This is a genomic window from Providencia burhodogranariea DSM 19968, assembly GCF_000314855.2.
Taxonomy (GTDB): domain Bacteria; phylum Pseudomonadota; class Gammaproteobacteria; order Enterobacterales; family Enterobacteriaceae; genus Providencia; species Providencia burhodogranariea.
Map to the genome: position 1 here is coordinate 26024 of NZ_KB233222.1, position 14043 is coordinate 40066.

Sequence of the window (14043 nt, forward strand, 5' to 3'; positions counted from 1 at the left end):
GCTTTTTTATTATTACAATTTTATATTGTTATCGTTTTTTAATATTTAGAGCAAAAACGTTATCAATTTTCGCACATGCTCGAATTTCTAGTGAACTAATTTCTCCTATGTGGATAATAGCTGACTTTAAGGAACCCATGTAATATCAGTGTGAATGATAAAAAACCTATAAAGATTGGTTTACTGTGTAGTTATGAGTGAATTTTAAGCATTTAATAGGCATTTTAGTCTGACTTTTATGACATTACTTTCTTCATAGTAGCGTGATGGGCTCAGTTATGGGATGATTAGCCGATCATTTTAGGGGGCAGAATGGGCAAATTAACGCTTCTACTCATCGCAGTATTAGCTTGGACACAATATTCTTTATGGCTAGGTAAAAATGGCATCCACGATTATGTCCGAGTGAAAGAGGATGTTGCAGTTCAAGGAACTGTTAACTCACGCTTAAAAGTGCGTAATGAACAATTATTTGCTGAAATTAATGACCTGAATGATGGTCAAGATGCAATTGAAGAGCGTGCCCGTACTGAGCTTGGAATGGTTAAACCTGGCGAGTCATTTTACAGAATGGTAAAAGAGAGTAATAACCTGAAAGCATCTAATAACTGATAAGCAAGGTTCTTTCTCTTAACTTATTATCTATTGATCTACTAATTCCGATGCAAGATCCAACATAATGAATAATTCAATAATTGAGGTTAACCCACAAGTTGTTGCGATAATCCCTGCGGCAGGTATTGGTAGTCGTATGAATGCGGATTGTCCAAAACAGTATTTATATGTTGCGGGAAAAACCATCATTGAACATACCATTGACGCATTATTGTTAAATCCTAACGTCATAAATATTGTTGTCGCTCTGAGTCCAGAAGATGATTACTTTTCTGAATTGGATATAGCGCAAAACTCGCGAGTGACCACGGTTGATGGTGGAAAAGAAAGAGCAGACTCTGTACTCGCAGGGTTGAATTTTTTAGCTCAAAACGAAAATATGCACAATAAGTGGGTGCTAGTTCATGATGCCGCACGCCCTTGCTTACATCAAGATGACCTAAATAAAATCATTCAGCTATCAACTACAGATTGTTGTGGCGGCATTCTTGCCGCACCTGTAAGGGACACAATGAAACGTAGTCAGCAAACAACGGATCTTATTGATCATACTGTTGAGCGTGAAGCACTATGGCATGCATTAACGCCACAGTTTTTTCCGTTAATGTTATTACGTGATTGTTTGAGTAAAGCATTGACAGAAAAAGCGATTATCACAGATGAAGCTTCTGCTCTTGAGTATTGTGGCTATCAACCTATATTAGTCTCAGGTCGTTCAGATAACCTGAAAGTGACTCGGCCGGAAGATCTCGCGCTGGCGGAATTTTATCTTTCTAGAATGAAAGAAAAGGAATAAATAATGAGAATTGGACACGGTTTTGATGTACATAAGTTTGGTGGTGAAGGCCCGATTATTATTGGCGGAGTGCGTATTCCCTATGAGTATGGCTTACTTGCTCATTCAGATGGCGATGTTGTATTGCATGCAGTCACAGATGCTATTTTAGGAGCTGCTGCGCTTGGGGATATTGGTAAATTATTTCCTGATACCGATCCGGCATACAAAGGGGCAGATAGCCGAGTATTATTAAGAGAAGCCTATCGTCAAGTACGTGAAAAAGGTTACAGCATTGGTAATCTTGATATCACTATCATGGCTCAAGCACCAAAAATGTTACCGCATATCCCACAAATGCGAATTAATATCGCAGAAGATCTTGAATGCCATATGGATGCGGTTAATGCGAAAGCAACAACAACAGAACAATTAGGCTTTGTTGGGCGTAAAGAAGGTATTGCTTGTGCAGCAGTCGTTTTATTAGTTAAAGATAACGGTAATGAAAGTCATGAATGCTCAGTACCTGCATGGTAAACCACGCTCATCGGGTAAATTAAAAAGTCTTCCAGAAGATTTTATTGTTAAAGAAGATCTCGGTTTCGAACTCGATGGTGAAGGCGAACATGTCATGGTTCGCGTTGAAAAGATAGGCTATAACACACTATTTGTGGCTGAACAATTGGCGAAATTTGCAAAAATTTCAGCACGGTCGGTGAGTTATGCGGGTTTAAAAGATAGGCATGCTGTTACTGAACAGTGGTTCTGTTTGCAGATGCCGGGTAAAGAAACACCTGATTTTTCTGCATGGCAACTTGACGGATGCCGTGTTATCGCAACAACGAGACAAAAAAGAAAGTTGCGTATTGGTGCTCTTAAAGGCAACCAGTTTGAACTTACAATCCGAGATATTTCAGCGCCTGAAGATATTGAGCCACGATTACAGCAAATTGCTGAGCATGGTGTGCCTAACTATTTTGGTGAACAGCGATTTGGGCGTGATGGGCAAAACTTAATGCAAGCATTGCGTTGGGCTAACCAAGAAATTACGGTTCGTGAACGAAATAAACGTAGTTTTTACTTGTCTGCGGCACGAAGTGCTATGTTTAATGGTATTGCCAGCGAACGCATTGCAAATCAAACAGTGATGCAAGTACTGCTCGGTGATGCTTTGCAATTAACGGGACGCGGTAGCTGGTTTGTTGCAACAGCTGAAGAATTACCGACATTGCAGCCAAGGGTTTTATCATCTGAATTGAGTATTACGGCACCATTACCTGGTGATGGTGATTTAGGAACGCAAGAAGAAGCGCTAGCGTTTGAAATGGGGTGTTTAGAAAGTTACAGCTCGTTTATAGCGTTAATGAAAAGCGAGCGAGTTTCACCCGCGCGAAGAGCTATTATTGTGAAACCTCAAAATTTTGAATGGCAATGGGTAGACAACAGCACATTAAAATTGCACTTTTTTCTTAGCTCAGGCAGTTTTGCAACGAGCGTAGTACGAGAAATCATTAATCAGGACAGCATCGATGCTAAAGATTTTATTGAGTAATGACGATGGTGTGACAGCGCCAGGAATCCAGACATTAGCTGCAGCATTACGTCAGTATTATCAAGTACAAGTTATTGCGCCAGATCGTAACCGTAGCGGCGCATCTAATGCATTGACATTAGATAGGCCGTTGAGAATTCAAACACTTGCCAATGGTGATCTTTCAGTACAAGAAGGTACGCCGACTGATTGCGTTTATATTGGTGTGAATAAAGTGGTTCGTCCAAGACCTGATATTGTGGTATCAGGGATCAACTGTGGTCCTAACTTGGGTGATGATGTGATCTATTCAGGTACGGTCGCAGCAGCAATGGAAGGTCGGCACTTAGGGTTACCTTCTGTTGCAGTTTCATTGGATGGTGATGTACATTTTGATACCGCGGCAAAAGTGACCTGCGATATCCTCGCTTTACTGCATACAAACCCTTTGCGCGCAGGAAATATATTAAATATTAATGTGCCTGATATTCCTTATGATGAAATAAAAGGTATCAAGGTGACGCATTGTGGTAGTCGCCATGCGGCATCAGAGGTGTATAATCTCGAAGATCCAAAGGGAAATATGTTGTATTGGCTCGGTCCTGTCGGGGAGATCCGCGATGCAGGACCCGGTACTGATTTTGAAGCCGTTTCACAAGGTTATGTTTCAATTACACCATTGCAGGTTGACCTAACAGCCTATAAAGCTCAATCAATAGTTGAAGAGTGGTTGGAGAAATCAGGAGTGAAGGTAAAATGAAAACTGGCCTCATGAAAGAACTGTTGGCGCAATTACGCCAGCAGGGAATTCACGATGAGCGCCTGTTAGATGCTTTATCACAGGTTCCTCGTGAACGTTTTGTTGATGAAGCTCTTGCTCATAAGGCCTATGATAATATCCCATTGCCGATAGGTTATGGGCAAACTATTTCACAGCCTTATATTGTGGCTAAAATGACAGCCTTGCTTTCAATTACTCCACAAGATCAAGTTCTTGAAATTGGTACAGGGTCGGGTTATCAAACAGCGGTATTAGCACATCTTGCAGATCATGTTTTCTCAGTTGAAAGAGTCAAAAGTTTGCAATGGACAGCTAAACGCCGTTTTAAACAGTTGGATTTACATAATATATCGACTCGTCATGGCGATGGTTGGGAGGGCTGGCAGTCTAAAGGGCCTTTTGATGCAATAATTGTGACGGCTGCACCAAGTGAAATACCTTCACGGCTTCTAGAGCAATTAAAAGATGGGGGACGTCTTGTATTACCCGTCGGTGATAAAGATCAAGCGCTTAAATTAGTGACTCGCAGAGGAAATGATTATCACGCTAATGTGATAGAGAAAGTTCGTTTTGTTCCTCTGGTTGCTGGTGACTTAGCTTAATATTTGCAGATGCGAGAAATATTAAGCTATATATGATACTTTCATGGGCTAAAATCGAGTAAATCATATATGCCTTATAAGTCAGAATCCCAAATTGTTATATTTTTGATATATTTGACTTGTCCAATATTTTATATTTCTGCTTTAATAAGCAAAATATTTTCAGTTACTGGAGCGAATTAGGCTCTAATGTTTTACTGACACAAATTTATTTGTCACGTCAGATTTTTCTTCACGGGAGAAGAAGCATGAAAATTGTTAGCCCAATAAGTAGAATTCAATGGGCAGTGATCATTTCATTTAGTGGTGCGTTATTAGCTGGGTGTTCAACCCCGTACCATACAGCTGCGCCGATTTCGAGCGTCAATGAAGGTCAGACTAGTCAATCAAGCCAACAAACAGTTCAAAGAACGACGCCTAATGGTGGTACAAGTACCGCTATGCCGTCTTCTCGACCTAATTTATCCTCAGGCTCGTCATCTTCGGCGCGTACATCAGGTGTTGCGGAGACAAATGGGCAAGGTCGAATTATTTATAATCGCGATTATGGTAGCATTCCTAAAGGTAGCTACAATGGTAGCACTTATACCGTTCAGCGTGGCGATACACTATTCTACATTGCTTATATAACAGGTAATGATTTCCGTGAGTTAGCATCTAAAAACGATATTGCAGAACCTTATAGCTTAAATATTGGCCAATTGATCAATATTGGTAATGGAAATGTGACATCAAATGGACAATTAGCATCAAATTCATCAAATAGTAACCCACAGCCGGTTGATCTTCGAACAACTAATGAGTATCCTGAAAATAGAAACGGTCAAAACTCAGGTAAGATGTTGCCTAATAATAAGAAGCCTGCAACGCAAGTTTCGACGGCAACAACAACCCCAGCAGTTTCTACAACCTCTACGACGACAGCAAGTAGTACAAATAGCTCATCGATAAAATGGCGTTGGCCAGCAGAAGGGAAAATGATAGAAGGTTTCTCTGATGCTCAAGGTGGTAATAAAGGCGTTGATATAGCCGGCTCCCGAGGTCAATCTGTACTTGCTTCTGCTCCAGGTAAAGTGGTGTACGCAGGAAATGCACTGCGTGGATATGGAAATCTTATAATAATAAAACATAACGATGACTACTTAAGTGCTTATGCGCATAACGATACATTACTTGTGCGTGATCAGCAGGATGTCTCTGCAGGTCAAAAAATAGCAACTATGGGTAGCACCGGCACAAGTTCAGTTAGGCTACATTTTGAAATTCGTTACAAGGGAAAATCAGTAAACCCGTTGCGTTACTTACCGCAGCGATAAACTGGGCAGAGTGCAATGACATTCTGTCCTCATTATCTAGGGTAGGAGTCACTGATGAGCCAAAGTTCGCTGAAAGCTAACGAGTTATACAATGACCTCGATGAAAGCTCGATGGATGATGCTTTTGATGAGAGTCAATTCAAAGAAGAGGATCTAGTTGCTGAACTAGATGATGAAATGGATTCACTCCAGAACACTAATGTACGTGTTCTGGATGCAACCCAAATCTATCTCAGTGAAATTGGGTTCTCTCCTCTATTAACGGCTGAAGAAGAAGTTTTCTATGCTAGAAGAGCTTTGCGTGGTGATATTCCATCACGTCAGCGCATGATAGAAAGTAATCTTCGGTTAGTTGTTAAGATATCTCGACGTTATAATAATCGAGGTTTAGCCTTACTCGACCTTATTGAGGAAGGTAATCTTGGTTTAATTCGCGCAGTTGAAAAATTTGATCCTGAAAAAGGTTTCCGTTTTTCAACTTATGCGACATGGTGGATCCGTCAAACAATTGAGCGAGCCATCATGAATCAAACAAGAACTATTCGTCTCCCGATTCATATCGTTAAAGAGCTCAATATTTACCTTAGAACAGCACGTGAATTAGCTCAAAAGCTAGATCATGAGCCTAGTGCTGAGGAGATCGCTGAAAAACTCGATAAACCAGTAGAAGATGTTAGTCGGATGCTACGTTTAAATGAGCGTATTACATCGGTTGATATGCCAATTGCTGGTGATTCAGAGAAATCCTTGCTTGAAGTTCTGTCTGATGAAAATGAATCAGGACCAGAGCATACAATTCAAGATAACAACTTAAAAGAAAATATTGTTAAGTGGCTATTTGAATTAAATCCTAAACAACGAGAAGTACTCGCACGTCGTTTTGGCTTATTAGGTTATGAAGCTGAAACGCTTGAAGAGGTAGGCCGAGAAATTGGTTTAACGCGTGAAAGAGTACGTCAAATTCAGGTTGAAGGATTAAGGCGATTAAAAGATATTTTACATAGTGAGGATTTATCGCTAGAAGCCTTATTCAACATGTAAACTATCTTTAATAGCAAATAATGAAAGCCCTCAAATTAAATCGAGGGCTTTATTTTTATTTTATTATTTCACTTATTGTATTGCTTATATTGAACATTCCTTTACCAGTTCCCTGAATTTACTATTAATTAGCTTAAATTTAAGTTATGAGTAGTGATATTATCAAATTATAGGTAAAGGAAATTCGTCATACTTCAAATTGAATCATGATTTATTGGGGTAAAATAGGCGTATTGTTAGAGAGTTACGCAGTGAAAGGTTTTTGTGACATGTCACATTTTGTGATCAAAAATTGTGAATACTGTTGCTAATTCCCACCAAAACGCTAATTATCTTCATATTTATCAGTTGGTTATTTTTTTCTTATCGAACCATTCCTGTTTTGCATATTATTAAATGATAATGACATTATTGAAATATAAATTATTCAATAAAGACGCGTTTCTATAAATCATCTAACTCTTCAGCTTGAGCAAGTTATGGTAATTTCTTTGTAATGAATTATTGTTGGTCGAAAGACCTGAACATTGGAGCTGTTTTAGTTATTTGCTTTATTTAAGTTCAGGTTATTTAGCCAAATTTGCCATAAATATTCGCCCAACACATGAAATGCACACAACTCGGTTGGGCTACTTTAGTTTACGGAAAAGAGCAATTATATCGGCACACCGCTGTGAAATTTAAAGTCAGCATCTTCTGAGGTGATCAACTCGGCTTCAACAATACCAAACATTTTAATTCGCTCATTAATATCTACTTTGCTGATCGATTGCGCTAATTTTAGATAATCTTGGTAGTGTCTCGCTTCAGAACGAAGTAGCGAGATATAAAAGCCAGTTAAATCATCATCTAAAAATGGCGCTAATTTAGCAAAACGTTCACATGAGCGCGCTTCAATATAAGCACCGATGATCAGCTTATCGACAAGTATCTGAGGTTCATGGGCACTCATATGGCTAAAGAGGCCTTTTGCATATCGGCTGGCGGTTATACCGTCATAGGCAATATTGCGTTGATACATAATTTCAAGAACTTGGTAAAAATGATGTAGTTCTTCTTTAATCAGTAATACCATTTTATCAATTAAATCTTGGCTATAAGCTGATTGTTTTCTGGCAAGAATTTGCTTTGAAACCTGATTTTTATTTTTTAACGAGTGAATATCACCTATGCGATCATAAGCAAAATCCTCATAAGGTTTGAACCATGCAAGTAATGTTGCAGCACTCTCTTTATCAACTGCATATTTGCGAATTAAAAACATAGCGCTTTGCGCGGCCTTTAATTCACACAGCAGATGATCTTTTAAAAGAATAGGCAAACTTTCTGGTTCGCTGGCTTTCTGAACCCAGCTATCAGGTGTCTCACAATATAAAAATTGCTTTATGGGTTCCAGTAACTCAGCATTGTCTTGCATACTACTTATCCATTTCCTTTAGACGATATAACCAGTCCAACGCTTGACGTGGGGTCAATTTATCAGGATCAATGCTTTCTAAAGCACTAAGTACCGCAGAAGGTTCTTCTGGCGCTAAGAAACTCAGTTGTGCACTATCGACATGGCTCGTGTTCGCATTGTTTGAAATAAACTCTAATTCTTTTAACTTTTGTCTCGCACGCTTAATGACGTCTTTTGGAACTCCTGCCAATGAAGCGACGGCTAGCCCATAACTTTTACTTGCTGCACCATCTTGAACATTATGCATAAAGGCAATTGTGTCGCCATGTTCCATCGCATCAAGGTGAATATTGACTGCACCTTCCAATTTCTCTGGTAGGGTGGTCAGTTCAAAATAGTGAGTTGCAAATAAGGTCATTGATTTGATTCGATTAACTAAATTTTCTGCGCAAGCCCAAGCAAGTGATAAACCATCATAGGTTGATGTACCACGACCGATTTCATCCATTAAGACTAAGCTGTGCTCGGTTGCATTGTGTAAAATATTAGCTGTTTCAGTCATTTCCACCATAAAGGTTGAACGGCCTGAAGCGAGATCATCCGATGCACCTACTCGAGTGAAAATGCGATCAATCGGGCCAATGACTGCCTTAGTTGCGGGAACAAAGCTTCCAATATACGCCAACAATGTGATTAAGGCAGTTTGGCGCATATAGGTACTCTTACCACCCATGTTTGGACCCGTTATGATCAATAACCTGCGTTGTGGTGATAGTGAAAGAGGGTTAGAAATAAACGGTTCACTGAGTACTTGTTCAACGACGGGATGACGCCCTTCAGTAATTTGAATTCCCGGTTTATCTGTTAGTTGCGGGCATGCATAACCAAGTGTTTCAGCACGTTCAGCAAGATTGCTTAATACATCCAATTCAGCCAATGCTTCCGAACTGATCTGTAAATCGGCTAAATGCGGTAATAACATATCAAATAGCTCTTCATAGAGTGCTTTTTCGATAGCCAAAGCTTTGCCTTTGGATGTTAAAACTTTATCTTCATACTCTTTTAATTCAGGAATGATATAGCGTTCAGCATTTTTCAATGTTTGGCGACGTACATAATGAATAGGCACTAAATGGCTCTGACCACGGCTAACTTGAATAAAGTAACCATGAACTGCATTGTAGCCAACTTTCAGTGTTTCAATGCCAAGTTTCTCTTTTTCACGAATTTCAAGTTTATCAAGATAGTCTGTTGCGCCATCTGCTAGGGCACGCCATTCATCAAGCTCACTGTTATAACCAGGTGCAATTACTCCGCCATCGCGGACGAGTACTGGAGGTGCCTCGATAATCGCACGTTGAAGTAAATCTTGTAGTTCATCAAATTGGTTAATACGTTTTTGTAAATGTTGCAGATATTCACTATTAGATTGGCAGAGGATCTGATGAATATCATGATATTGTTCAAAAGCATGACGCATACGAGCTAGATCGCGTGGACGTGCTGAACGCAATGCTAATCGCGCTAATACTCGCTCTAAATCACCAATTTGACGTAAAAATGGTTGTAATTCAAATCCACATTCCTGTAAAGCTGCGATCGCTTGTTGCCGGTTATTAAGTGTTTGAATATGACGAAGTGGGGTATGAAGCCAGCGTTTAAGCATACGGCTTCCCATTGGCGTCACACATAAATCTAAAATTGAAGCGAGAGTATTATCGGTGCCGCCAGATAAGTTTTGAGTGATTTCTAGATTACGGCGCGTTGCTGCATCGAGGATCACATTATCGGCTTGTTTTTCCATCACAATACTGCGGATATGTGGCAGTGAGGTGCGCTGGGTATCTTTGACATATTGCAGAAGGCAACCCGCAGCTCGGAGTGCTTTTGCAGCATTATCAACGCCAAAACCAATCAGGTCTTTAGTACCAAATTGCAACCCAAGTTGCTGTTTAGCAGTTTCGAGCTCAAACTCCCATAAAGGACGACGACGTAGACCTTTACAATGCTCAATCAAATTCAGACTGGCAAAGTCTTCGGGGTAGAGCAATTCAGCTGGGCGAGTGCGTTGTAGCTCTGCTTGTAGCGCTTCTTCATCACTTATTTCACTGATAATAAAGCGCCCTGATGTAATATCGAGAGTTGCAAAACCGTAGCCTTGGGGATCTTGCCAAACGGCGGCTAGCAAGTTGTCTTGTCGCTCATTAAGTAGAGCTTCATCAGTGATAGTACCCGGCGTCACGATGCGGACAACTTTACGCTCTACAGGACCTTTACTCGTAGCAGGATCGCCGACTTGTTCACAAATAGCGACAGACTCTCCCATCTGGACTAATTTTGCTAAATAGTTTTCGGCTGCATGATGTGGTACGCCCGCCATAGGAATTGGCTGACCAGCAGTTTGCCCGCGTTTAGTTAGTGAAATATCTAATAATTGTGACGCTTTTTTAGCATCATCAAAAAAGAGCTCGTAAAAGTCGCCCATACGATAAAACAGCAGTATATCTGGATGTTGTGCTTTTAGTTTTAAGTACTGCTGCATCATTGGTGTGTGGGATTCGAAATTTTGGTTGTCTGTCATTGGATTATCTACATTAACTTATTGAATTTATTTAACTCTGTGTTCTCACTTGGTCTCAAGTTATCTTATAAAATATCACAGAATCCCATATATAAGTGTAGGTTAAAATGTAGGCTATTAAGATGGTCTGGTTTAATGTTCATCACAATAGTATCAACCTACATTTTTCACTAAAAATTTTTAATTATCTTATAGTCAGCGCTAAACAAGATAACACTTATGAGCCAAAAACCACTCGTCAAACCCTTATCAACAAAAGCTATTGAAGTGATGAAACCTAAAACAAAGATAGGTCTGATACGGGGTAAAATATAGGTTTACGTGTATTTTGTGGCGCAACAGGCATTAAGACATTTTTCTACCTTTATAGTAGCCCAGTTACACACAAACTTGTACAGCTAAAGATCGGTAATTTTCCTCAAATCTCATTGAATGAGGCGAGAGTTAAGCTGTAAGAATTGAAACGGCTACGTCAATTAGGACGATGTCCCGCTACAGAGCTAAAAGAAGAAAAACAGTATAAAAAGTAGAAACAATTACAGCCTCAAGAAACAAAGCTAACTGTAAAGGCGCTTATCGAACTCTACCTTGTTGAACGTATCGAAGATCGCAAGGGAAAAGACGGTAAAATCATTGCAGGAGCAAGTGAGCTGCTTTAATAAAACAGGACACTTTAATAATGGAATATAATCCAATTATTGAGGTGTTAAATGAAAAAACGAACAAATAGATTTTATACCACTGAGTTTAAACAAGAAGCTGTCGCATTGGTGACGGAACAGGATTATAGCGTGCCAAAAACCGCTGCATCTTTAGGGATCACTGATAAATTACTTTATAACTGGAAAGCAAAATTCGATGCTGAGTAATCCGGTAGCAGCTTGAATTCAGATGAGAGAGCTGAGCTATTAAGGCTTCGAAAGGAAAATAAAGAACTTAGGATGGAGAAAGAGATCCTAAAAAACTGCCTACATTTCGCGATATCTCCTATCTGACTAGAAACATAGAAAGATCTATACTCTAAATTAACCGGATAGTGGTCGTACGCCTTTTGGAGACATAAATCCCGTCAAAAAACCTGACCCAGGGAAATCTGCGGACCCGATGTTGGTGGCATAGACCCCGTTTAGGAAAGTGATTAATCCGAGTTCCCCATCCGGTATTCACAATTGAGCCTAGGTTACTATGTCAAAATTAAAACCAAAATCCCAATCACTTCCTGTCATCAATCCTAATGCTGCGGGTATAGATATAGGTGGCCGTTTTCATGTTGTCGCCGTTCCTCCTGATCGCAGTGACAAATCCGTCCAAACGTTTAAAGCTTTTACTGGCGATATCCATAACATGGCACGTTGGTTAACTAAATGTAGAATAACGACCGTCGCTATGGAGTCGACCGGCGTACTAAAAAATCTCAAACGCCAAGCCGAGAGAATGGGTCTGACTTTACAGGCAAAAGAAGAATGTGTTTCTTAGGAAAGCCAGTGCCCTCCAGCTAAAGGAAACCAAGTAGTGTTTAACACCATTAAGCAATTGTCTTCACAGTTTTCAGTGCTTAAGCTCTGCAAGTTGATGAAAATCAGTCGTTCTACCTATTACGCTTGGCTTAAACGCCCTGCAAAATTGATCACGGCAAAACAACTTAACCTGTACCGCAGAGCCAACGTTATCTTTGAACAAAGTCGAAATAGTTTAGGTTATCGAACTCTACGTAAACGGTTATGCAAAGAGGGCTTTAGCGTGAGTGCTTATGGTGTTCAAAGGTTAATGGCTCAGCTTGGTTTGGTCGTCACTCAACGCATTGCCTACAAAGTTACAACTAAACGCAAACACAGTAATGTGGTGGCGGATAATTTGCTAAACCAAAATTTTAATCCTCTCGCGCCTAACGAAGTTTGGGCAGGTGATGTGACCTATTTAAAAACAGGGGAAGGCTGGATGTATTTAGCCATTGTGATGGACCTCTATTCTCGGCGTATTGTGGGTTGGCACATTGATAAACGAATGACCACTGATTTGATCAGTAAAGCGATGATGAAAGCTTATAACTTACGTCAGCCCCCTAAAGGCTTGGTCTTTCACCGTGATCGAGGCTCTCAATATACAAGCAAACGATATCGCCGCTTACTGACAAGTTATGGTATTAGGGCAAGCATGGGTGATGTAGGCGCCTGTTGGGATAACGCTGTAGTTGAACGATTTTTTGGCAGTTTAAAACACGATTGGGTACTGAAAACCCCACAGCCGATTCGTAAACAGATGAAAGAAGATGTTATCGCGTATATGCGCTATTACAACCTAGAAAGGCTTCATACTGCCAACGGTGATCTGCCACCCATTGAGTATGAACAAAATTCCTTAAGAAAAGTGTCCTGATTTAGTTGCGCAGAACACTCGTATAAGCCGTAGTGGAAATGGTCGGAAAGTCAGATTCGAATTCAACAGGCTTAGCCGAAGTTTGATTGATGATATTGAGCGGCTTATAAAATTGAAGTTGAATAAAGAACAACAAAAAATTAACAATGACGAATAACTTACGTTATTAAACGTGATATAGATTAATATTAAAAATGCCAATAAATTTCATTGGCATTTTTGATTTTTTTGATTGGCCTAACGTTCTATTAAGGTAAATATATAAATTAATAGTCAATAACTAATTTCTTTTTTTGATTAAAGAATTTACCTTGGTCATCAATTAGCCAGTATTCAATACTTTGAATATTCGAGTTTCTCAGTTCGATAGGAAATGTTTTAGAGCTTTTTGGTAACAATGTCAGATGCCTAATTTCATCAAGCTCAAAAGTTACTAATTTATTATTTTCTATCCCTGATAATGTCACACCGGATAAGCTAGCTACATATTTTGTTGGGTTATCTATCGTTAGATTTAATGCTCTATTTTTGTTTTTTTCAATTTAAACAATAAGCTATCAAACTCTTTAATCAAATCAAAATCATTAATCTCAAGTCCTTCGGGTCTATACATAACTTTTATTTGTGTCAGCATCGATAAAGATACTTCATTTTCAGATGGATTATTTTTATTCATGGGTGGTACTTCGAATATATTAAGCCAAAACAAACTTTCACGATCAGTTGGTAGATTAAAGTTATTACCTGAATAAATTATTTTTATTTCATTAATTTTTGAAGGCTCCATTTTTGACATCACAGGAGTTATAACGAATGGAGATGGTGTTAATTCAGGATTTTTATTAAACTCGCCATCATCTATCCATAATTGAACGGCGACTGGATATTTGTTTGTATTGACTAAAACATAGGATTGAATTGTATTTTTCCCATTAAAAACAATCCTGCTTTTTTCGGGAATAACCCCAGAAAAAGCAAGGAAAGGGATAAATAATAACAAATAAAAATAAGTTAATTTCATCAACA

General features: G+C 39.3%; 12 protein-coding genes and 3 pseudogenes. 11 read left to right on the forward strand and 4 right to left on the reverse strand.

Annotation, left to right across the window (positions count from 1 at the left end; all coding sequences use genetic code 11):
- Positions 1-312 precede the first annotated feature (312 nt).
- The 8 genes from ftsB (at position 313) to rpoS (ending at position 6661) form a co-directional block, all read left to right on the forward strand.
- The gene (gene ftsB / locus OOA_RS00110; RefSeq protein ID WP_008910074.1) at positions 313-612 is read left to right on the forward strand and encodes a cell division protein FtsB; all 300 of its coding nucleotides are present in this window, start codon (positions 313-315) and stop codon (positions 610-612) included.
- A 67-nt stretch (positions 613-679) separates the two neighbouring features.
- Positions 680-1411 (forward strand): 2-C-methyl-D-erythritol 4-phosphate cytidylyltransferase, encoded by a 732-nt coding sequence (gene ispD / locus OOA_RS00115; RefSeq protein ID WP_008910075.1) that lies wholly within the window; start codon positions 680-682, stop codon positions 1409-1411.
- 3 nt (positions 1412-1414) lie between these two features.
- Positions 1415-1927 carry a 2-C-methyl-D-erythritol 2,4-cyclodiphosphate synthase gene (gene ispF / locus OOA_RS00120; RefSeq protein ID WP_008910076.1) on the forward strand — a complete coding sequence of 171 codons (513 nt, stop codon included), beginning with the start codon at positions 1415-1417 and terminating at the stop codon, positions 1925-1927.
- Complete coding sequence (truD, locus tag OOA_RS00125; RefSeq protein ID WP_008910077.1) at positions 1893-2942, forward strand: tRNA pseudouridine(13) synthase TruD; 1050 nt, start codon at positions 1893-1895, stop codon at positions 2940-2942. The genes ispF and truD overlap by 35 nt, the downstream gene beginning before the upstream one ends.
- Positions 2920-3681, forward strand: coding sequence for a 5'/3'-nucleotidase SurE (gene surE / locus OOA_RS00130; protein ID WP_008910078.1), 762 nt, complete (start codon positions 2920-2922; stop codon positions 3679-3681). The genes truD and surE overlap by 23 nt, the downstream gene beginning before the upstream one ends.
- Positions 3678-4304, forward strand: a complete 627-nt coding sequence (locus OOA_RS00135; protein ID WP_008910079.1) for a protein-L-isoaspartate(D-aspartate) O-methyltransferase — start codon at positions 3678-3680, stop codon at positions 4302-4304. Before surE ends, OOA_RS00135 begins: the two co-directional genes overlap by 4 nt.
- A 248-nt stretch (positions 4305-4552) precedes the next feature.
- On the forward strand, positions 4553-5620 hold the full coding sequence (gene nlpD, locus OOA_RS00140) for a murein hydrolase activator NlpD (protein WP_008910080.1): 1068 nt from the start codon (positions 4553-4555) through the stop codon (positions 5618-5620).
- Between the two features lie 54 nt (positions 5621-5674).
- Positions 5675-6661: an RNA polymerase sigma factor RpoS gene (rpoS, locus tag OOA_RS00145; protein ID WP_008910081.1), complete on the forward strand. Its 987-nt coding sequence runs from the start codon at positions 5675-5677 to the stop codon at positions 6659-6661.
- Positions 6662-7316: 655 nt separating this feature from the next.
- Here the strand turns inward: rpoS and miaE are convergent.
- Entirely contained in the window at positions 7317-8078 is a 762-nt protein-coding gene (gene miaE / locus OOA_RS00150) for a tRNA isopentenyl-2-thiomethyl-A-37 hydroxylase MiaE (RefSeq protein ID WP_008910082.1), read from the reverse strand.
- Position 8079: 1 nt separating this feature from the next.
- Positions 8080-10641 carry a DNA mismatch repair protein MutS gene (gene mutS, locus OOA_RS00155; RefSeq protein WP_008910083.1) on the reverse strand — a complete coding sequence of 854 codons (2562 nt, stop codon included), beginning with the start codon at positions 10639-10641 and terminating at the stop codon, positions 8080-8082.
- Positions 10642-11351: 710 nt separating this feature from the next.
- Here mutS and OOA_RS20785 point away from each other — a divergent pair.
- The 3 pseudogenes from OOA_RS20785 to OOA_RS00170 all read left to right on the forward strand — a co-directional run.
- Positions 11352-11603: pseudogene (locus OOA_RS20785) on the forward strand (transposase); the annotation flags it as partial.
- 223 nt (positions 11604-11826) lie between these two features.
- A pseudogene (locus OOA_RS00165) lies at positions 11827-12045 on the forward strand (IS110 family transposase); the annotation flags it as partial.
- A gap of 99 nt (positions 12046-12144) precedes the next feature.
- Positions 12145-13017 (forward strand): annotated as a pseudogene (locus tag OOA_RS00170) (IS3 family transposase); the annotation flags it as partial.
- A gap of 266 nt (positions 13018-13283) precedes the next feature.
- Here OOA_RS00170 and OOA_RS21330 read toward each other — a convergent pair.
- Together OOA_RS21330 and OOA_RS00180 are read right to left on the reverse strand one after the other, a co-directional pair.
- Positions 13284-13559 (reverse strand): fimbrial biogenesis chaperone, encoded by a 276-nt coding sequence (locus OOA_RS21330; RefSeq protein ID WP_083880254.1) that lies wholly within the window; start codon positions 13557-13559, stop codon positions 13284-13286.
- Positions 13532-14038 carry a fimbrial biogenesis chaperone gene (locus OOA_RS00180; protein WP_008910088.1) on the reverse strand — a complete coding sequence of 169 codons (507 nt, stop codon included), beginning with the start codon at positions 14036-14038 and terminating at the stop codon, positions 13532-13534. Before OOA_RS00180 ends, OOA_RS21330 begins: the two co-directional genes overlap by 28 nt.
- Positions 14039-14043 lie beyond the last annotated feature (5 nt).